The sequence below is a fragment of the Pedobacter kyonggii genome, assembly GCF_004310665.1.
GTDB lineage: Bacteria > Bacteroidota > Bacteroidia > Sphingobacteriales > Sphingobacteriaceae > Pedobacter > Pedobacter kyonggii.
This window is the reverse complement of the sequence record NZ_SIXF01000012.1, coordinates 1-19,733: the sequence shown is the minus strand read 5'-3', so window position 1 is coordinate 19,733 and position 19,733 is coordinate 1. Positions and strand designations below refer to the sequence as shown.

Annotated in this window: 17 protein-coding genes; 8 read left to right on the top strand and 9 right to left on the bottom strand. The window is 38.7% G+C overall.

Annotation, left to right across the window (positions count from 1 at the left end):
- The 3 genes from EYS08_RS13470 to EYS08_RS13460 form a co-directional block, all read right to left on the bottom strand.
- Positions 1–477 (bottom strand): DUF6265 family protein, encoded by a 477-nt coding sequence (locus EYS08_RS13470; RefSeq protein WP_131030539.1) that lies wholly within the window; start codon positions 475–477, stop codon positions 1–3.
- Entirely contained in the window at positions 459–998 is a 540-nt protein-coding gene (locus EYS08_RS13465) for a YfiT family bacillithiol transferase (protein WP_131030538.1), read from the bottom strand. Before EYS08_RS13465 ends, EYS08_RS13470 begins: the two co-directional genes overlap by 19 nt.
- A 138-nt stretch (positions 999–1,136) precedes the next feature.
- On the bottom strand, positions 1,137–2,597 hold the full coding sequence (locus EYS08_RS13460) for an aldehyde dehydrogenase family protein (RefSeq protein ID WP_262711733.1): 1,461 nt from the start codon (positions 2,595–2,597) through the stop codon (positions 1,137–1,139).
- A 102-nt stretch (positions 2,598–2,699) separates the two neighbouring features.
- Here EYS08_RS13460 and EYS08_RS13455 point away from each other — a divergent pair, with 102 nt between their 5' ends.
- The 5 genes from EYS08_RS13455 (at position 2,700) to EYS08_RS13435 (ending at position 7,976) form a co-directional block, all read left to right on the top strand.
- Entirely contained in the window at positions 2,700–3,887 is a 1,188-nt protein-coding gene (locus EYS08_RS13455; protein ID WP_131030536.1) for a hypothetical protein, read from the top strand.
- Between the two features lie 176 nt (positions 3,888–4,063).
- On the top strand, positions 4,064–6,448 hold the full coding sequence (locus EYS08_RS13450; RefSeq protein WP_165456453.1) for a S9 family peptidase: 2,385 nt from the start codon (positions 4,064–4,066) through the stop codon (positions 6,446–6,448).
- A gap of 324 nt (positions 6,449–6,772) precedes the next feature.
- Complete coding sequence (locus EYS08_RS13445) at positions 6,773–7,405, top strand: peroxiredoxin (protein ID WP_131030535.1); 633 nt, start codon at positions 6,773–6,775, stop codon at positions 7,403–7,405.
- A 14-nt stretch (positions 7,406–7,419) separates the two neighbouring features.
- Entirely contained in the window at positions 7,420–7,728 is a 309-nt protein-coding gene (locus EYS08_RS13440) for a thioredoxin family protein (RefSeq protein ID WP_025141703.1), read from the top strand.
- On the top strand, positions 7,728–7,976 hold the full coding sequence (locus EYS08_RS13435; protein WP_131030534.1) for a DUF6952 family protein: 249 nt from the start codon (positions 7,728–7,730) through the stop codon (positions 7,974–7,976). Before EYS08_RS13440 ends, EYS08_RS13435 begins: the two co-directional genes overlap by 1 nt.
- 313 nt (positions 7,977–8,289) lie before the next feature.
- On the opposite strand, the gene EYS08_RS13430 is transcribed toward EYS08_RS13435, so the two are convergent.
- From EYS08_RS13430 to EYS08_RS13410, 5 genes are all read right to left on the bottom strand, one after another.
- Positions 8,290–10,875 carry a phosphoenolpyruvate carboxylase gene (locus EYS08_RS13430; protein ID WP_131030533.1) on the bottom strand — a complete coding sequence of 862 codons (2,586 nt, stop codon included), beginning with the start codon at positions 10,873–10,875 and terminating at the stop codon, positions 8,290–8,292.
- A gap of 262 nt (positions 10,876–11,137) precedes the next feature.
- Positions 11,138–12,685, bottom strand: a complete 1,548-nt coding sequence (locus EYS08_RS13425) for a DHA2 family efflux MFS transporter permease subunit (protein WP_131030532.1) — start codon at positions 12,683–12,685, stop codon at positions 11,138–11,140.
- A 7-nt stretch (positions 12,686–12,692) separates the two neighbouring features.
- On the bottom strand, positions 12,693–13,772 hold the full coding sequence (locus EYS08_RS13420) for an HlyD family secretion protein (protein ID WP_131030531.1): 1,080 nt from the start codon (positions 13,770–13,772) through the stop codon (positions 12,693–12,695).
- Between the two features lie 7 nt (positions 13,773–13,779).
- On the bottom strand, positions 13,780–15,099 hold the full coding sequence (locus tag EYS08_RS13415) for a TolC family protein (protein ID WP_131030530.1): 1,320 nt from the start codon (positions 15,097–15,099) through the stop codon (positions 13,780–13,782).
- Positions 15,096–15,722 (bottom strand): TetR/AcrR family transcriptional regulator, encoded by a 627-nt coding sequence (locus EYS08_RS13410; protein WP_131030529.1) that lies wholly within the window; start codon positions 15,720–15,722, stop codon positions 15,096–15,098. The genes EYS08_RS13415 and EYS08_RS13410 overlap by 4 nt, the downstream gene beginning before the upstream one ends.
- Positions 15,723–15,839: 117 nt before the next feature.
- Here EYS08_RS13410 and EYS08_RS13405 point away from each other — a divergent pair, with 117 nt between their 5' ends.
- The 3 genes from EYS08_RS13405 to EYS08_RS13395 all read left to right on the top strand — a co-directional run bounded on the left by EYS08_RS13405 (position 15,840) and on the right by EYS08_RS13395 (position 19,306).
- Positions 15,840–18,344, top strand: a complete 2,505-nt coding sequence (locus tag EYS08_RS13405) for a glycoside hydrolase family 9 protein (RefSeq protein WP_131030528.1) — start codon at positions 15,840–15,842, stop codon at positions 18,342–18,344.
- A 71-nt stretch (positions 18,345–18,415) separates the two neighbouring features.
- Entirely contained in the window at positions 18,416–18,601 is a 186-nt protein-coding gene (locus EYS08_RS13400; RefSeq protein ID WP_025141696.1) for a hypothetical protein, read from the top strand.
- Between the two features lie 135 nt (positions 18,602–18,736).
- Positions 18,737–19,306, top strand: coding sequence for a DUF2911 domain-containing protein (locus EYS08_RS13395; protein WP_131030527.1), 570 nt, complete (start codon positions 18,737–18,739; stop codon positions 19,304–19,306).
- Between the two features lie 143 nt (positions 19,307–19,449).
- Here EYS08_RS13395 and EYS08_RS26055 read toward each other — a convergent pair.
- The coding region (locus EYS08_RS26055) for a hypothetical protein (RefSeq protein WP_208745856.1) at positions 19,450–19,733 on the bottom strand (284 nt) is incomplete at its 5' end.

Here is a 19,733-nt window from a genome sequence, read left to right as displayed (position 1 = left end):
CTATTGCCGCTTATACCTAAACTCCGATTTTCGGGTTTTACCATTAAGCTCGCCTTCAATCCAGGCGAGCATTTCATTTTTACCTTGATTTTGGTAAACTATTCTCTGCGGAAAATCATGGGTTTTATTCTCGAAAACATAAATTTCATCCTTGGTAGAAATCAATTTGAAACAAGTTTCCTTTCCTCCATTCTGTCCGGTTACGGTTGAGCAATAAAAAATCTCTTTTCCAATCTTTTTGATCCGAAGGCTTTCGGTAAGCAAACTATCCCCCTTGGTGTTTATTCTATAACTTTTGCCGCTTAGGGTTTTATCTGGATTTTGACTCCATAGTTCTACAATTTTTCCTTTCGGCGTTTGCATTTCCCATGAGCCTAGTGCAAAAGCAAAAGTTCTTGACGGGGCTTTTTGTGCTTGTAAATTGGTACAAAAGCCAATAAGGATTAAGACCATGAAATTTAAACGGGTTCTTTCCATTTTGCTATCGTATTTGTAAGGTGTGCCAAATGATGCTTTCCATGCCAAGCGTACATACCCAACATGTTTGCTAAAGTAAGTTCTTTTCCTTGAGCCGGATGGATATATCTTCGTTGATAATCTTCTGGTTTTAGTGTTCTCAAAAAAGCAACCCAGCGTTGATGTAAACCAGTTAACAAATCAACTGATAATTTGACATCTCCGTTTTTGGCTTCCTCTGTTTCGGCCCAGCGCTCCTCGTAATAAGGCCTGATCACTGGAACATCCTCAGTAATGGCCTGCTTAAAACGGATGTAGGCATTGATGTGGCTATCTGGAATGTGATGAACAACTTGTCTCAACGTCCAACCTCCTGGACGGTACACTTGATTTAAATCTTCATCGGTCAAACCTTCGGTAGCTTTTTTAATCTGGTTTGGTAAAGCTTCGATTTCGGAAATCCATATGTCGATTTGTTTTTGATCGAAAATTTCGGGCATTGAAAATTGACCAATAGGGTATTTAAGCTGTTCTAAATCCATGAAACCAAAATAAGGAGAATTATTGAGTTTTTAACCGCAAAGAGATCACAGAGAGGAAGGCGCAGAGTACGCAGAGGTAGTCGCATACTGTAAACACAAAATCTGCGTATATCTCCTTAGATCTGCGGGATACTAAATCTACATCAATCTCTTCAACCATTTTAACAAGGTCATTTTTTTTCCGTAAGGCGGATAAATCATTTTGGTTAATCCCAACTTCGACTGGAAAACCACTGCCCTTTCGTGCGAAAAGGTTTTAAAACCAAAAACACCATGACAACTGCCTATGCCGCTATTGTTTACTCCGCCGAAAGGTAAATTTGGGTTACCGATATGGACCAATACGTCATTTACACAGGTTCCGCCTGCACTTGTTTCAGTAAGAATTTTATTTTGGTTCTGTTTATTACCCGAGAAAATATAAAGTGCCAAAGGCTTTTCTTTCCTGTTCACCAAATCAATTGCCTCCTGTAGATTGTTGTAAGTAATAACGGGCAAAATTGGTCCAAAAATTTCTTCCTGCATGATGCTGCTACCCTCGGCTACCGAAGTTAAAAGCGTTGGTGTAATGGTTAAATCTTTTTCGTTAGATTTTCCACCAAAGGCCAACACTGCTCCATCACGAAGAGCCTCTTCAATTAATTTATTTAAGCGGATAAACTGCTTTAGATTAATGATTTTGGCATAATCATCTTTGTTAATTTCCACTTCATCAAAAAACATTTTTCTGACAGCTTTTTCATAATGCGCTACAAAATCGGTCAGCAAATTATCTTTAATCAGCACATAATCTGGCGCAATACAGGTCTGCCCTGCATTAACCAATTTGCCCCAGGCAATTTTTTCAGCTGCTTTTTTTACATCGCAGGTTTCATCTACAATCGCCGGCGATTTGCCACCAAGCTCTAAGGTAACAGAGCTAAGATTTTTTGCCGCAGCTTCCATCACCACCTTGCCAATTGCGGTGCTTCCTGTAAAAAATATATGATCAAAAGGAAGTTTTAACAGCGCTGTAGAAACTTCGGCATCTCCCTCAAAACAGGCTATTTCTTTTATCTCAAAAGTATTTGAAATTAATTTATTGATCACCCCTGCCGTCGCCGAACTCAATTCAGACGGCTTAAGCATTACGCAATTTCCTGCTGCTATTGCCGAAACCAATGGACTCATGATTAACTGCAGGGGATAATTCCAGGGCGCAATAATCAGGCAAACCCCTTTTGGTTCATAATAGATTCTGTTCTTAGCGAAAACATTACTCATGGTTCTGCTTGCCGATTTTGGTTTCATCCAGCCATGCAGCTTTTTTATAGCGTGATCTATTTCTGCGTAGGTGAAAAACAGCTCGGTTACTGCGGTTTCAAACCGATTTTTGTGCAAATCGGTTTCTAATGCAGCATATATTTCCGCTTCGGCTTTTTCTAAAGCTTGCTTCAGCAACTTTAATTTTCCGATACGGGTTTTAGCATCCGTTTTACGCAACTCGAATTTGTGTTTCTCCTGTAAATCGAAAACCGTTTTAATTTCTTCTTCCATTTTGTTCGTTGTCCTCTTGAGCTTATCGAAAGGTTTAATGGTCTCTCTTAGAAATAAGCTCAAACTAGCCTATCTAAGTTGTGAGTTAAATTTAGTTAAAATGCATCCATTTCATTAAAAATTCATTCATTTAAAGCATATTGCAACAAATTTTAATATTCAAAGATGAAAAGATTGTGTTTTGTTTTCGCATTCATAATTCCTATGGTTATACATGCCCAAACCTTAAAAACAGATGTATTGGTTATAGGTAGTGGCGATGCTGCCTATGCCGCATCTTTTCAGTCGTTCAAATCTGGTGTTAAAACCATTCTCCTTACGCAAAAAGAACAACTTGATCTTAAGAAGGTTTCTGAAGGCCGGTCTAAAACAACGCTATCTTTTTATCAAAGTTTCCTAAAAAGGGAAATCGAAAATGCAAAAAGCTTAAGGGCCCCCAAACCAAAACCTGATAAAAAGAAGCCGGTAAAAGTGACAGTTGATAGCACGCAACTACTTAATGTGATCAATAATACGCCCTACACAGAAATTAAACGATCAGGCAGTGGCTGGGAGGTTAAACTCACGAAAGACAAAAGCATTAAGGCAAAGATTCTCGTTCTGGCCGATAAACCAGATCAATTAATGACTGCATTAAAAATTACAAACCTAAATTCCGCTGTTTCAAGTCCATTAAATTATAACGAAAATCTTTATAGAACAGCAGTAGCAAGTGTTTATTCAAAAGGGGCCAATTTTTTATCATTATATAACTTACTTATTCCTAACCAAGAAAACCTTTTATATATTCCTGCCGATCAATTTGAAATCGGCCCCGCGGCTGGTGCAACTGCCGCTTATGCGGCTTTTTTCGACACCAAAACCAGCATATCAAACCTGAAAAGGATTCAGGGCGAGCTACTTAGTTACAAACACACATTAATGCCTTTCGAGGATATAAAAGTGATAGATTCTAATTGGTTAGCGATCCAAAAAATTGGAATAACGGGCATTCTTAAAGCTGAAATAAAGCAAGATAAAGCCTATTTCAATCCCGAAAAAGAAGTTACCTACGATGAAATTAAACAGCCGATCAAAGATTATTATTACAAGGCTCAGATCTGGTTCGACGATCATCAAAATATTCAAATTAATTTAGAAAACACCATTGGCCTGATTTGTTATGTGGGTAATAAATCTGTTGAGGCAACCAAAACTGAGTTGCAAAAAAAATGGAACAAAAATTACAAATTCGCTTCTAAATACGATCTTAAAAAGGTGTTAACCAGGCGAGAATTTGCAGTAATCATCAACGAGTACCTAAAGCCCTTTGATGATGTAAACGTGGATAAAACAGGTAGGGTGATTCGCTAACCCTATCTAAGTTAATCCGGCTACTTCTGTCTTTCGCATCCCTCTCCTCCAGGAGAGGGAATGAACAGCCTTTACGATAAAGCACTACCGTTCATAGGGTGAGGTTGTTGTAACATTTCCATTTCCTTCTACAATTAGTTTGCTCTTTACCTAAATTGCAGCCAAACCTAAAATTCATGAAGAAATATTTACTTTTCCTTTTGCTTTGCACTGGCGAATATACTTTTGCGCAACAACTAGCGCCATTAACCGTCGAAAAGATAATGCGCGATCCAAAGTGGATGGGCGTTGCACCAACCAATTTCCGTTGGACTGCAGATAGCAAAACCCTTTACTTCAACTGGAACCCTGAAAACAAAGCTAAAGAAGAATTATTCAAAGTTTCAGCAACAGCTACCAAACCCGTTAAAGCAGCAGAAAAGGAAGATGAAAAGCTTTTAAGTTTAAACTATACCTATAATACCGACCGCTCACTTGGTTTAATCGAAAAAAGCGGCGACATCTACTTACAGAATTTCAAAAGCAATAAAGAAACCCGGTTAACCAGTACACAAGAGAGAGAGAACAGTCCTGTTTTTTTAACCAATGGAAATGTTGTTTATCAATTGGGCGATAATTTATTCGAAGTTGATTTAAAATCTGCCGAGACCAAACAGCTTACCAACTTTGTTAAAGGTAAAAAAGCAGGCCGACCAGAAACCAAGCCTGTTACCGAGCAGGACAAATGGCTGAAAATACAGCAAACCGAACTTTTCGATATCATCAAAAAGAGAAATGCTGAAACCAGAAACAGTTCCCGGGCAGGAAGAGGCCGTTCGGGTGCAGCCGCTGGAGATACAAAGCCGCTAAAAGAACTTTATACCGAAGATAAATTTTTAAACGGCGTAACCATTAGTCCAGATGGGCGCTACATCACCTATAAGCTCACCACTCCGGCACAGAATAACCATGGCACTATCGTTCCAAACTATATTACTTCTTCGGGTTATACGGAAGATATTCCTGGAAGAACCAAGGTTGGCGAAAATGAAAATACCTCGCATGGTTTTATATACGATACCCAAAGAGATTCTGTTTATGCGATAAAGACTTCTACCATACCGGGCATTAAAGATCTTCCTGATTATCTTAAAGATTATCCAAAAGAATTGGATACCCTAAAAAAGAAAAACGCAGACAGACCTCTAAATTTCTTTGGTCCGCTTTGGAACGGTAACGGAAGTACTGCAATTGTAGTTGCAACTTCAACGGATAACAAAGACCGCTGGATTTTAAAATTAGATGCCTTAACTGGAAAATTCTCTATCGTAGACCGTCAGCATGACGAAGCCTGGATTGGTGGCCCAGGCATTAGTGGTTATTACCAAGGCAGCACCGGATGGATAGATAACAACCGTTTTTATTATCAAAGCGAAGCTACCGGGTATTCGCACCTTTATATTGCCAATATTGCCTCAGGTGATAAAAAACAACTTACTTCTGGCAAATGGGAAGTACAATCTGTTCAGCTCTCAAAAGATAGAAGCACATTTTATATCAAAGCTAATAAAGAACATCCAGGGATTACTAATTTCTTTAAAATCAGTGTTAATGGTGGTGACCTTGTTCAGATTACCACCATGAAAGGCTTGAATGATATCACCCTCTCTCCTGACGAAAAATACATTGCCATTAATTATTCCTTTATGGATAAGCCTGGTGAGCTGTATCTTCAGCCTAATAAGGTTGGTGCTAAAGCCGAAAAAATTACCCAATCTACTTCTGCAGAGTTTAATTCCTACAAATGGCGTCAGCCAGATATGGTTACATTTAAAAACCGTTATGGTGTTGATGTTTACGCAAGGGTGTATAAATCGGATAATCCACACCCTAACCACCCTGCAGTAGTTTTTGTGCACGGTGCAGGTTATCTTCAAAACATTCACTTTGGCTGGAGTACTTACTTCCGCGAGTTCATGTTCAATAATTTACTGGCCGACAACGGTTATACAGTGATTGATATTGATTATACCGGAAGTTCTGGTTATGGTCGCGATCACCGTACTGGTATTTACCGCCACATGGGTGGAAAAGATTTAATCGACCAAGTGGATGGCGTTAAATTTTTGGTGGAGAAATATGGTGTTAATCCACAGCATGTTGGTTTATACGGGGGCTCGTATGGTGGCTTTATTACTTTGATGGCCATGTTTAACGAAGCAGATGTTTTTGCCAGTGGTGCAGCTTTACGTTCGGTTACCGACTGGGCGCATTACAACCATGGTTATACCTCAAATATTTTAAACGAACCGTTTAACGACCCGATTGCATACAAAAGAAGCTCGCCGATCTACTTCGCCGATAAGTTAAAGGGCAATCTTTTAATGGCGCATGGAATGGTGGATGTGAATGTTCATTTTCAGGATATTGTGCGCATTAGTCAACGTTTTATAGAGCTGGGTAAAAATAATTGGGAGCTTGCCGTTTACCCCGTTGAAGACCACGGCTTTATTGAGCCCAGCAGCTGGACAGATGAATATAAAAGGATATTTAAATTGTATGAAAATACATTGAAGAAGTAGCTTTTTATTTGGTCGTCATTGCGAGGAGGCTTTTTCAGCCAACGAAGCAATCTTACAACGATAGCTACTAGCTAGCGCTTTAAGATTGCTTCGTGCCTCGCAATGACGACCTTTTATATAAAGCATCCGCAACCTATGAAACAGATGCTTCGTGCCTGAGCATGACAGCAAAGGAAAGAAATAGAACTCAGCTATATTTTATTTCAACAATATAGCTTTCGTCTATATCGCTATCAATAAATACAATTAACAATTAGTGAAACGGGGTTGCTTGACATCTGTTTTAGCCTTACCTTTGTGGCATAAAATTAAAGACAAAAAATTATGGCAATAGTAGGCAAAAAATTCCCAAGTGTTAGTATTGATGCAATGTCAGACATGGGTGATGACTTGAAAATCAATGTATTTGAAGAGGCTGTAAATAAAAATAGCAAAGTGTTATTGTTCTGGTATCCAAAAGATTTTACTTTCGTTTGCCCTACAGAATTACATGCTTTCCAAGCTGCTTTACCTGAGTTTGAAAAAAGAAACACAATTGTAATCGGTGCATCTTGCGATACCAACGAAGTTCACTTCGCCTGGTTAAATACACCAAAAGAAAACGGTGGCATTGAAGGTGTTACTTACCCGATCTTAGCTGATACCCACAGACAGTTATCTGGTATCTTAGATATTTTAGATCAAGAAGTTAACTATGATGAAGAAGGAAACGAATCTTTCTCAGGATCAAATGTTTCTTTCAGAGCTACTTATTTAATTGACGAAACTGGTAAAGTTTTCCACGAAAGTGTTAACGATATGCCATTAGGTAGAAACGTTAAAGAATATTTACGTTTAATCGATGCTTACGCTCACGTTCAAAAACACGGTGAAGTTTGTCCTGCAAACTGGGAAGAAGGAAAAGAAGCAATGAATGCGAACAGAACTGGCGTTGCTGAATATTTAGCCGCTAACTAATTAAACAAAACGTTATGTTTTTAGAATTAACAGAAGATAATCTTCAACAGTATTTAGCCGATAACTCAAAGGTAATGGTTCAGTATGCTGCATCCTGGTGTGGAAACTGCAGAATCATGAAACCAAAGTTTAAAAAACTGGCTTCAGAAAATGAAGATGTAGCTTTCTTGATTGTTGATGCCGAAAAACTTCCAAACTCACGCAAATTTGCAAATGTTGATAATTTACCAACTTTCGCAGCTTTTGAAGGCGGTAGCTTGGTAGATCAGGTACAAACCAACAAAGCAGAAGGTTTAATTGAACTATTTAACAAGATAAAGTAATGAAGATTCCGGTTATAAGACAATTATTTCAAAACACCACTCCAGCACAACTGGAAACAACTTTGGAGGTTTTAGAGGCTTTTTGCGAGTTTAGAGGGATTAGCGAACACGAAGTTGATGTTGCAGGTGAAATGATTACCAATATTTGTGGTGCCTTAGAAGTACATCAAATGGTAAGCGAAGGTGCAGCCGAAAAAGACGCATTAAATGCTTTCGGCCAAAAAGTAATGGGTTCGATTGATCGATAATCGTTTTAAAGCTTAATCTGACTTTTATAATATAAAATCCCTCGTTGATGAAAAATCAGCGAGGGATTTTTGTTTAAAGGCGCTTTCGCAACGAGTATTAAAGCCACCTCAGTTTGTCTTTCTGAACGCAGTGAAGAATCTGCCTCATAGTAGCAAATTCAGAAAGTTGTGGCTCATTATTGAGTCCAGTAATTCTTATGTTAGAGATTCTTCGTGCCTCAGAATGACAACAGACAACAAAATTTGCCACAAAAAAGGCCTGTGAGGACACAGACCTTAGAAATATGTTATAAACCTAAAAGGATTGGCTTAATTAAGCTAAATTCCTACCCGCATTTACAATACCAAATACCGTTCTAACGGCAAGTTTTTCTAAAGCATGCTGGTCTTTCTCATTCTGGTCGTGTTGCAGTTTTTCTAAAGCGAAATGCTGAATCAATACCAATGGCAAAATGATTTTTTCGCGGGTGGCGATTGATTTTTTATCTACAGGATAATTAGCCATTAATGTTGGCTGTCCGGAAAGTTTTAAAAGCATCTCCTTAGCTAACTCGAATTCGTTATGTAATTGAGCCCAAAAAGCACCAAATTCCTTATCTGCGGCCAAATGCGCTGTAATGGTAAAGTCTGATTTGCTCATACTCATCATACAGTTATCTACAATCGTTTTCAGATAATCAGAATCTTGATAAACTTTAAGCACTTTATCCCAATTTCCTGCTTTCTCCTGATTTTTTAAAGCTGTTCCCATTCCATAGAAACCTGGAACATTCTGTTTCAGCATACTCCAGGCGGTAACAAAACTAATAGCCCTTAAATCTTCTAGCTTCATTTCGCCTCCACCGTTTCTTTTAACCGGTCGGCTACTAATGTTAGCTTGCGACAATAACTTTAAAGGCGATAATTTCTCAAGATAACTCACAAATAATGGGTGTTCACGCAAGTCGACAAAAGCCTTGTAGCTTTCTTCGGCCATTTCGTCAAGTAAGGTTTTATTCTCAGGATCTAACAGAATATTGTGTTTTTCTTTCAATCCAGAGGTTAATCCAGCGTTGATTAATTGCTCGATATTAAATTCAGCGCTTTCTACCGAACCATATTGAGAACTGATGGTTTGCCCCTGAACAGTTAACTGCATGTTCTTATTCGCAATTTCCTTACCCATAGAAGCATAAAAACGATGTGTTTTACCCCCACCACGCGCAGGCGGCCCACCACGGCCATCAAAAAACGCCAGTTGAATATTGTGTTTAGCAGAAACCGCAGATAATGATGTTTTTCCGTTAAAAATAGACCAATTGGCCATTAAATAACCTCCATCTTTGGTGCTGTCAGAATAACCAAGCATAATATCCTGTTTATTTCCACGGCTGGCTAAATGTGCCTTATAGAATGGATTACTATAAAGCGTATCCATAATTGCAGCTGCGCCCTTTAAATCGTTAACGGTTTCAAAAAGCGGCACAAAATCAATAGTCAACGATTCTTTACTCCAGCCATTCCAAAGGAAAAGCTCAATCAACTGAAGGATATCGCTCGCCTGCTGGCAATTACTGATAATAAAACGGTGACAGGCTTTTTCGCCATTACGTCTTTGAATGCCTTTAATTTCTTTGATTACTTCAATGGTATCTTTTGTCAAAGCATCGGGCTCACTGGTGTAAACAACAGTTGCCTCTTTAAAAGAGATTAAAGCTAATTTCTCTGCTTCGGATAGTTTATCATAATCAGCAGGATACAGCGAAGAAATCGGCTTATTTGCACGGCAATAGGTATGTACGTTTCTCAGTACGCGGCTATCCTGACGAATATCTAACGACGCAAAGTAGTTACCATATAAATCTATCTTACGGATCAGATCGTTAACCAGATCAACAAACAAACCTTCATGTTCGGCCAACAATGTTTCTTTAATTTTATTCAGGTTATCCCTTAGTTCATCAGAGATATCATGAAGCTCACAAGTCTGGTCGAAAGCATTTAGATACAGTACATCGTGCAGTTTTGCGATATTTTCTTCAACACCTCTAAAGGTGATGCGGCGTTTAATCACCCTGAAATCGCGGTAATAACAACGGAAAAGGATCTGGCGCAACATTTTAGAAACTTCTAAGGTCGTAGCGGCATGGATATTTGGATTTCCATCCCGATCTCCTCCAGGCCAGAAACCCAGTTCTAAAATTTTCTTGGTCTCCAGGTTGTATTCATCCAGGTTCTGGTCTATCTCTTCCTGAATATTCGCCGCAGCGAAGTAAAACGTATTTTCTAAGAACCAGGCCAGGTTTAGGGCCTCATCAACCGGTGTTGGCGATTTTTTGTTAAAAAATGGCGTTTTACCCAGTTGCTGTAACAGTGAGTTCATCGAAGTAAGGTCGTTATCACGAATGGCCTTAGTTAAATCGGTAATAATGGCCAATACACTTCCAGGGTAAAACTGAGTTGGGTGTGCAGTTAAAACCAAACGAAGCGAAAGTTCGTCAATCAACTTCTCAATTTTTGATAGCATGGGTTTATTATCTGCATTCTTTTTTAAGATGAACGCCAGCGTACTTTGCTCGTCAGTTGTATTTAACTTGGTAAAAGAAGCATCTTCAACGGCATCAAAAAGCACCACCTGACGCTCGATATACTGGATAAAACGGAAAAGCAGGTCAACAATATCCTTAGGGTCGGTATAACTGGTATACTTGGCAAAAAATTCTTCGATAATCTGTGCAGGTTTTTCTCCGTTTGCAATGCCTTCTTCACAGCTCTTAAAAAACAGCGGAAGCAATGTTCCGGTATCTTTAATTTTGTAAAAAGGCAAGGTGAGAAATAAACTATTAAATAGTTCGAATTTTGAGATTACCTCGTTATTAAAAATAGATTCTCGTTGCGTAGTTAAACGAAGTTTAGGCATAGCTTATGCAATAGTTTTGTATACCGTAATACTACAAAAAATGCATAAGGTATTAAAATTCTAAGGCTTACAATTTGGAAAATTGTAGAATAAATTTTAATTTTAGAATCTTATTTGGCGACAATGTGGTTAAGTAAGAACATTTGCAATGTTTAAGGGCATTGCATTGATTGTTAATTTTTTGGGTTAAAACAGCCGATGTAATAAAATACACCGGCTGTTTTTGTTTTTTGCCATTTTTTATGGCATTTCTTTGCAAATTTTAGTGCGCATCTGTCACAATGTTTGCATTTTTCTTAAACTTTTGAAGGTACAGCAAAGGTATAGAGAACAACATGATCAATCCTGCAACCCAATAAGCATCATTATAAGTAAGCAGCATGGTTTGTTTAATTACCGAACCTTCAATTGCTTTCATCGCCATTAATTTGGCATCAATAAACGATGATCCTTTAGCCATAAAACCACTTGTTAATGCATTTAACTTCTGAATAAATGCGGGGTTATATTCATTAACGTTTACAAGTAAACTACTTCTATGGAAACCTGAACGGATATGGATCAGTGTTGTTAACGCTGCGATACCAAAAGAACCGCCTAATTGTCTGCTCATGTTATTCAAACCAGAACCTTGACCAATCTCTGCCCCCGACAAATCCTGCATGGCTAAAGTGGTTAGTGGTACAAACAATAAAGCCATACCAAAACCTCTAATCACCAATGGCCAGAAGAAATCTCCTGTTCCGGAAGCCAATGTAGAATTGCTTAACATCCAGCAGAAAACGAAGAATAAAAACATGCCTCCTGTAGCCATAAATTGTGCGGGCACACCCTTTTTAAGCATAATACCAATGAAAGGCATCATAGCAATGGTACAAATACCACCTGCAATAAACAGCTTACCTGTTTGTAAAGGAGTAAAACCTAAAAGGTTTTGCGCAAATACGGGGAACACGAATACCGAGCCATATAATCCAAACCCTAAAATGAAGGAGGTAAACATCCCGATAGAAAAACTCCGTTTCTTCATAATCCTCAGGTTTACGATCGGGTATTCGGTAGCGGTTTCTCTCCAGATAAATAGAAGCAAACCAAAAACAGATACTACAGCTAAAGCCGTAATATATGGTGTAGAAAACCAGTCTTCACTTTCGCCTTTTTCAAGTACCGTCTGCAAACTACCAACAGCAATGGCCAATAGTGCTATTCCCCACCAATCAACGGGCTTACCTTTTCCATCTTTTGGCGTCTCTCGAATAAAAGTGTAGGTACAATAGGCGGCGAGGATTCCGACGGGAATATTTACATAGAAAATCCAAGGCCAATCAGCAATCTCTAAAATATAACCACCAATGGTTGGACCAACGGTTGGACCAACAACAGCACCTAAACCAAACAGTGCAGTAGCAATACCCACATCCTCACGTGGCCAAGTTTCAATCAGAATAGCTTGTGCTGTTGAAATTAATCCTCCCCCGGCTACTCCCTGCAAAATCCTAAACAAAATAAGTTCATTTAAAGATGTTGCGTTTCCACATAAAAAGGAAACAAGGGTAAAAACGATAATGGAGGTTAAGAAATAATTTTTGCGCCCGAAACGACTCCCCAACCAGCCCGACATAGGCAGGACGATTACGTTCGCAACGGCATATCCAGTAGATAACCAGGCGATATCCTCCAGGGTAGCGCCCAGGTTTCCCTGTATTTGTGGAATTGCCACGTTTACGATGGTTGTATCAATCAGCTCCAACAAAGAAGCTGTGATTACCGTAAATGTAATAATCCACTTTTTTAAACCTACTTCGGCCATTTTAATATTATTTAGTAGATACTGAGGCTTTAACGCTCATACCTGGACGTAATTTAGCCAACAGTTCTTTTGATGGATGGATTTTGATTTTTACCGGAACGCGTTGTACTACTTTAACAAAGTTACCAGTAGCATTATCAGGAGGCAATAAAGATCCTTTTGCGCCGGTAATCGGAGAGAAATTATAAACTTCGCCCTGAATTTTTTCGTCAGGATAAGCATCAACCTCGATCTCTACTTTAGAACCTTCTTTAATTTTTTCCAATTGGGTTTCTTTAAAGTTTGCCGTCACATAAATGCTTCCATCATTCACGATAGAAAATAAAGATTGACCCGCCTGAACCAATTGTCCCTTTTGAACATTCTTTTTAGAAACGATACCAGTTGCAGGGGCTTTGATATCGGTATAAGATAATTGAAGCTTTGCAAAATCGATATCATTTTGACGCTGGCTGATTACATTGCTGCTCACCGCTAACTGCGATTGTGTAGTACCAACCTGTTTAACTGCAGCATTATATTGATCTTGCGCTGCGCGGTATGCTGCCAGAGCAGATTGTCTTGCTGCTTCTGCAGATTCCTTACTCGCCTTTGCCTGATCGAAAGCTTGCTGTGTGATTGAACCATCTTTCACCAGGTTTTCGTAACGATTATAATCTTTCTGCGCTAAATTTAATTTAACATTGGCAGCCTCAACATTTGATTTTGCGGCATCAACGTTTGCTTTTGCAGTACCAGTATTGGCTTGGGTAGCCACAATTTGCGATTCAGCAACACCAACTCCTGCACTTGCACCTTTCTGACCAGATTCTGCCTGCTCTAATTTAACCTTGAAATCGTTATCATCAAGCTTTACTAAAACCTGCCCTTCGGTAACATGTGTATTTTCTTCAAAATTAATATCCTTAACATAACCGCCAACGCGTGCAACAACAGGGCTTATGTCGCCATCAATCTGAGCATCATCCGTATCTACATGTTTGCTATAATAATTCCATTCTATAATCCCGAAGATTATCCCTATTACTAGTAAAACACCTAAAATGATGGGTACTACTATGTTCTTTTTTTTCTTTTCAGTTGTCATTGCTGTATTATTGCGTTATTTTTCCTGTTGATTTTAATAGGGTATAGTAAGCCAAACCAGCGTCTGCCTTAGCTATCTCTAAGTTTATTTTTGCCTGGTACAATAAAGTTTCAGCATCGATGCGGTCGGTAACCGAAGCCACATTATTCTTGTATTTAGATGCCAATAACTTATCGTTTTCGGTGGCTTGTGCAATCGAAGTTTCCAAAACCTGGATCTTGTTCATCGCCACCTGGTAACTTTGAAAATTTTTGTTGATATCTGTTTTTACCTGATCAGATAAGATATCTTTCTGAATGGTAATTTCGCTTTGCTGAATCTTAGCTTCACTTACTTTGTTCTTATTGGTCCAAAGATTGCCGATATTCCACGATACCGTAGCGCCTAATGTAATGGGCATTAAGTACTGGTTTGTTGGCGGGATAAAATTGCCACTTGGATTAATATAATATAAGTTAGCACCAACACCAACGGTAGGCAACGTATTGGCTTTGATGGTTTTAATATTAAAATCGGCAACCTTGTTCTGCACGTCAAGTTGTTTTAGCTCCTGGCGATTAGCCATTGCCTGCCCGATGTATTCATTTAACGAGCCTGGGGTTTTTAAGCTAGCTGTTGGATCAAGAATTTTCACTTCAGTATCTTCTGGTAAACCTAACAAGATATCCAGGTTGTAATTGATTACTTTACGGTTGCTCTCGATATCCATTTGGGTTAGCGAAACATTTGCCTGTTGCAATTGAAAACGCAATACATCATTTTTGGTTACAATGCCCTGTTCGAAGAAACGCTGTGCCTGTTTAATCTGCGCTGCGATAGATTCCAAATTCTGATCAACCACTTTTCTGCTCTGCAATACTTTGTATAAAGCGTAGTAGGTATTGATTACCGCATAAGTGATTTCTTCTTTACTTTTATCAGCATCTAAACGCGCCACATCGGCCAATAATTTGGTCGATTCTTTTGCATATCTTAATTTACCACCCCCGTACACCAATTCTTGTACGGCTGCTGTTCCTACAAAAGCATCGGCTCTTTTAGGCAATTGTAAAGATGATCCGCCACCGGGCAAAGTAAAAGTGCTTGTTGGAATTTCAGCATGATTATACATAAAACTAGCATTTGCAGTAGGCAGAACATTGTCTTTGACAACTTCCAGCTGCGCAACAGCCTGATCGATTTTATTTTGAGAAAGTTTTAAGTTTTTACTATTGGCTATGCCGAGTTCTATTGCCTGGTTGATATTTAATTCCTTTGTATGCTGCGCAAATAAAGCAGCAGGAATTAATGATGCCACAAGCATTAGTCTAATTGATCTGGGTATCATTTTTTTGTTGTTAAATAAACTGTTGTTAGATCTTGTAAGTGAGCGATTGTCCGATCTTTAATAATTTTTTTGTCTTTTGGATTGTTCAGATCAAAGTTTGAATCAGGCATTACCTTGTTAGGCGAAATAACCACATTGGTTATGGTACCCATAATAGTGGCAATTACCATCCTTACATCCACTTTATTAAATGCGCCGTCTTCTATCCCGTCGGTAATAATGCGGTCAATAAGCTGCATATTATGACTCATGGCGTCTTTAATTTTATCGTACATTTCTGGCCTCTGGGTTAAAGACAGCTCTCTGTGCATCATTTTATGAAACGCCGTGTTATTCAGTATCCTGTTTACATACCCTTCTATCACCCTGTGCAATTTTTCTAATGCCGAAATCTTATCTTCATTGATGATTTTTAACTGGGATCCAAAGCTTGCAATACGCTCGTTCATAATCTCTACAAAAACCCCTTCTTTAGAACCGAAATAATAATTTATCATCGCCATGTTCGCTCCAGATTCCTTGGCAATCTGGCGGGTAGAAGTCCCCTCATACCCCGTCTCACAAAACAGCTTTTCAGCCGCCTGAAGAATGGCTTGTCTTTTATCTATTTTTTCTGTTTTCATTTCTTTTTTGACGACACAAAATTAATCAAACGATTGATTAATTTCCAAATGTTTGTATGTTTCTTTTACATTATCTTGATAAAACCCTAATTTTAAATGAAATAATCACCCATCCCAATGAAAAATAAGTTTTTTTTTGCCACAGCTTTCATCTCCGTCCTATGGTTTTTGTGTTCATTTATCGGTACCGCAAGAAAAAAACAGCAGAGCTGGATTAGGATTAATTTGCTCGGCTACCCTACAGAAAGTATTAAAGTTGCGGTATGGGCGAGCAAAACAGGCGAAATACCTACCCAATTTGAGCTAGTAGAGAAAGGGACCAATAAAATTGTTTATACCTCCACTAATATTAAAAGCTTTGGAAACTATGGCCCTTTTAACCAAACGGCGAGATTAAATTTTAGCGATTTTAAAAGTTCAGGAAAATTTTACATCCGTGCAAATGGCATTGTTTCTCCCCTGTTGCTAATCAATAATAATGTTTATAAAGGCTCAGCTGACTTTTGCCTACAATATATGCGTCAACAGCGGAGTGGTTTTAATCCCTACTTAAAGGATAGCTGCCACACCCACGATGGCTTTGTTTTATATGGCGCCAAAGCTGGCATTAAAGACAGTACACATTTTGATGCTTCTGGTGGTTGGCACGACGCCAGCGATTACCTCCAATATTCAACTACTTCAGCAAATGCGGCCTACCATCTATTAATGGCTTACCGCGATTTCCCTCAGGTTTTTGGCGACCGGCAACAGGCAAATGGTTTGGATGGAAAAAACGGCCTTGCTGATGTTCTGGACGAAGCTAAATGGGGATTGGATTGGCTGTTGAAAATGCACCCACAAAAAAACATCATGTTTAACCAACTGGCCGATGACCGTGATCATATCAATATGCGGATTCCAAAAGAAGACAGTCAATATGGAAAAGGTTTTGAGCGCCCGCTTTACTTTATTACTGGCGAAACACAGCAACGCGGTAAATTTATGAACAATACCACAGGAACCTCCTCCACAGCAGCCAAATTTACAAGTGCTTTTAATTTAGGCTCAGTTTTATTTAAAAAGCATGATCAAGCCTACGCCCAAACACTTACCAAAAAGGCCAAAACAGCCTATAAATTTGCACTTCAAAAACCAGGAGTAACGCAAACAGCCTCTGTAAAATCGCCATACATTTATGCTGAAGACAATTGGGTTGATGATATGGAACTGGCAGAAACATCATTCAATTTCGGAAGAGAAAAGATCGATCAAAAGAAAATAAAATTGGCCTTAAACTATGCCCAACATGAAAGCATCACACCTTGGCTGCAAAAAGACACCGCAGCGCATTATCAATATTATCCTTTCATCAACCTTGGTCATTACGAAATTACCAAACAAGATCTGAAAGATAAAACAGCTATCAACTATTATCTGCAGGGAATAAAGCAAGCTTGGAGCCGTGCAAAAAACAATGCCTTTTACCGTGGTGTTCCCTTTATCTGGTGCAGTAATAATTTAACCGTAGCCTTTGCCATGCAGTGTGGTTGGTATTCGGCATTAAGTGGCGATAAAACTTATGCAGAACTTGAACAGGCCAATTTTGACTGGCTTTTTGGTTGCAACCCCTGGGGTACAAGTATGGTTTACGGTTTGCCTCAGTGGGAAGATACACCTACCGATCCACACTCCGCTTTTACTCATTTAAAAAATTATCCCATAAACGGCGGATTGGTTGATGGACCGGTTTACACCAATATTTATAAAGGTTTAATCGGGATTAAATTAAACGATACTGATGAATATGCAGACTTTCAGAGTGATTTGGCTGTTTATCACGATGACTATGGCGATTATAGTACGAATGAGCCCACAATGGACGGTACAGCATCTCTTATTTACTTATTGGCAGCCAAGGAAGCACAGGCCAACCCCCTACCCGACCATAAAACTTATAGCTTGGGCGCGAACATCAGGGGCGATTCTACCCAAAAGAAAATATACCTGGTTTTTACAGGTGACGAATATGCTGATGGCGGCGAAAAAATAAGCAAGGTACTCGCACAGGAGAAAGTTAAAGCATCCTTTTTTCTTACCGGAAATTTTTATCGGAACCCTAATTTCCAATCATTGATTAAAAAACTAAAAAACGATGGGCATTACCTGGGCCCACATTCTGATAAACATTTATTGTACTGCGATTGGAATAAACGCGACAGCCTCCTTGTCACAAAAACAGATTTTGACACCGATTTAAACAACAATTATCAGGCAATGGCAAATTTTGGTGTTAACAAAGAAACGTCGCGCTATTTTTTACCCCCATACGAATGGTACAATCAAACCATAGCCAACTGGACCAAAGCACAGGGCTTACAATTGATCAATTTCACTCCGGGCACACGATCTAACGCCGATTATACCTATCCTGAAATGAGGAAAAGTTATCGGTCGAGCGATGAGATATATCGATCGATTACAACTTTTAACGAAACAAAACCCAATGGTTTAAATGGTTTTATTTTGTTGCTGCACGTTGGTACCGATGCCAGAAGAACTGATAAATTTCACAACAGGTTGGCCGAATTGATTATTTATCTGAAAAAGGCCGATTATAAATTGGCTAGAATTGATAATTAATTAGAATATTGGGTACAATGACAAATTAAAATTAAAATAAATATTAACTTTGCCTCCAAATAACAAAAAACATGAGTGTACAAGAAAACAGCAGCAATAATTTCAACTGGTTATATTATGCTTTAGGTTTATTCTTCGGAGTTTTAACTGGAGCAATCATTACTCAAAACTACATTTTCGCTTTGTTAGGTGGTGTTTTAGGTTTGTTAACAGCAGGCTTATTTTTAAACGCTATCGTAAAAGGAAGAAAATACTAGTTTTTTAGGCCTTTTATACCATTAGATCCTTTTAAGGATTAAAAATTTAATTCCACAGCACATGAGACCGTTATGATTTTACGAATAGCTGTAAAATCATGATTGCTCATCGCTACTGAAAACAAAAACCTACAAATGAAAAATATCTTCATTGTTGTTTTCGCTCTTCTTTCTTTTAGTGCAAAGGCTCAACAGGCCACTACCGCTGAAGTAAAATTTCCTGTTGCAGATTCAAGTCCTGCAGATATTGTTTATTTTCCGCTTAATGCCCCAAAGGCAAAAGCTGGTGACCCAACAAAACCGGTTATAAAAATTGTTTATTCGCGCCCACAGAAAAAAGGACGTGATATTTTTGGCGTTTTAGAACAGTATGGAAAGGTTTGGCGTTTTGGTGCCAACGAAAGTACAGAGGTTCGTTTCTTCAAAAAGGTAAGTATTGGTGGCAAAAAAATCAAAGCAGGTACCTATAGCTTATTCGCCATTCCAAACAAAGATACCTGGACGATTATTGTAAATAGCGAAACCGATAAATGGGGTGCTTTTACTTACAATCAGGCTAAGGACATTGTTCGTGTAAATGTTCCGGTTAAAACCCTGGCTAAACCGATCGAATACTTCTCCCTTTCCTTTGCAGAGATTACTGGAGGGGCGAACCTGGTTATTGGCTGGGACGGAACGCAGGTAGAATTGCCAATTAATTTTTAGGTCGAAAAGAAAGAAAAATATAAAGTCCCGGTTATGGCCGGGACTTTATTGTTTAAATCGCTTTTTATCTCCCTAACAGACTATAAAAATTAGTCTTCATTTCGACTGAAGCGCAGTCCCGAACCTTCCGCATGAGCGTCAAGTTAAGCTGAAAATAGTTGGTTTAAATTAATTCTGTGGTTTCTTTTTTCATATTTACAGTACTTATCTATAATATCTCTGAACTGTTTTCTACCTGTAGCGATTACCTCTTTCATGTTCAATACAAAGAACTTTACACATTTGATCAAGCTAACGGAGCCTTTGGCATATCTGACAACTGGCAAGAATATTTTTTGCATAAACAGGCATATAAACATCAACAGGAGGTATATATTCGTGCTAATCCGTTTTTCATTGGTACAACCATTATGTAGCAACTGCTGTA

What these genes read in the sequence shown, in the direction of transcription:
- EYS08_RS13435 (WP_131030534.1), top strand. Translation starts at nt 7,728, where the DNA reads ATGAAGATTCCGGTTATAAGACAATTATTTCAAAACACCACTCCAGCA.
- EYS08_RS13405 (WP_131030528.1), top strand. Translation starts at nt 15,840, where the DNA reads ATGAAAAATAAGTTTTTTTTTGCCACAGCTTTCATCTCCGTCCTATGG.
- EYS08_RS13465 (WP_131030538.1), bottom strand. Translation starts at nt 998, where the DNA reads ATGGATTTAGAACAGCTTAAATACCCTATTGGTCAATTTTCAATGCCC.
- EYS08_RS13410 (WP_131030529.1), bottom strand. Translation starts at nt 15,722, where the DNA reads ATGAAAACAGAAAAAATAGATAAAAGACAAGCCATTCTTCAGGCGGCT.
- EYS08_RS13420 (WP_131030531.1), bottom strand. Translation starts at nt 13,772, where the DNA reads ATGACAACTGAAAAGAAAAAAAAGAACATAGTAGTACCCATCATTTTA.
- EYS08_RS13470 (WP_131030539.1), bottom strand. Translation starts at nt 477, where the DNA reads ATGGAAAGAACCCGTTTAAATTTCATGGTCTTAATCCTTATTGGCTTT.
- EYS08_RS13395 (WP_131030527.1), top strand. Translation starts at nt 18,737, where the DNA reads ATGAAAAATATCTTCATTGTTGTTTTCGCTCTTCTTTCTTTTAGTGCA.
- EYS08_RS13425 (WP_131030532.1), bottom strand. Translation starts at nt 12,685, where the DNA reads ATGGCCGAAGTAGGTTTAAAAAAGTGGATTATTACATTTACGGTAATC.
- EYS08_RS13450 (WP_165456453.1), top strand. Translation starts at nt 4,064, where the DNA reads ATGAAGAAATATTTACTTTTCCTTTTGCTTTGCACTGGCGAATATACT.
- EYS08_RS13430 (WP_131030533.1), bottom strand. Translation starts at nt 10,875, where the DNA reads ATGCCTAAACTTCGTTTAACTACGCAACGAGAATCTATTTTTAATAAC.
- EYS08_RS13445 (WP_131030535.1), top strand. Translation starts at nt 6,773, where the DNA reads ATGGCAATAGTAGGCAAAAAATTCCCAAGTGTTAGTATTGATGCAATG.
- EYS08_RS13415 (WP_131030530.1), bottom strand. Translation starts at nt 15,099, where the DNA reads ATGATACCCAGATCAATTAGACTAATGCTTGTGGCATCATTAATTCCT.
- EYS08_RS13455 (WP_131030536.1), top strand. Translation starts at nt 2,700, where the DNA reads ATGAAAAGATTGTGTTTTGTTTTCGCATTCATAATTCCTATGGTTATA.
- EYS08_RS13440 (WP_025141703.1), top strand. Translation starts at nt 7,420, where the DNA reads ATGTTTTTAGAATTAACAGAAGATAATCTTCAACAGTATTTAGCCGAT.
- EYS08_RS13400 (WP_025141696.1), top strand. Translation starts at nt 18,416, where the DNA reads ATGAGTGTACAAGAAAACAGCAGCAATAATTTCAACTGGTTATATTAT.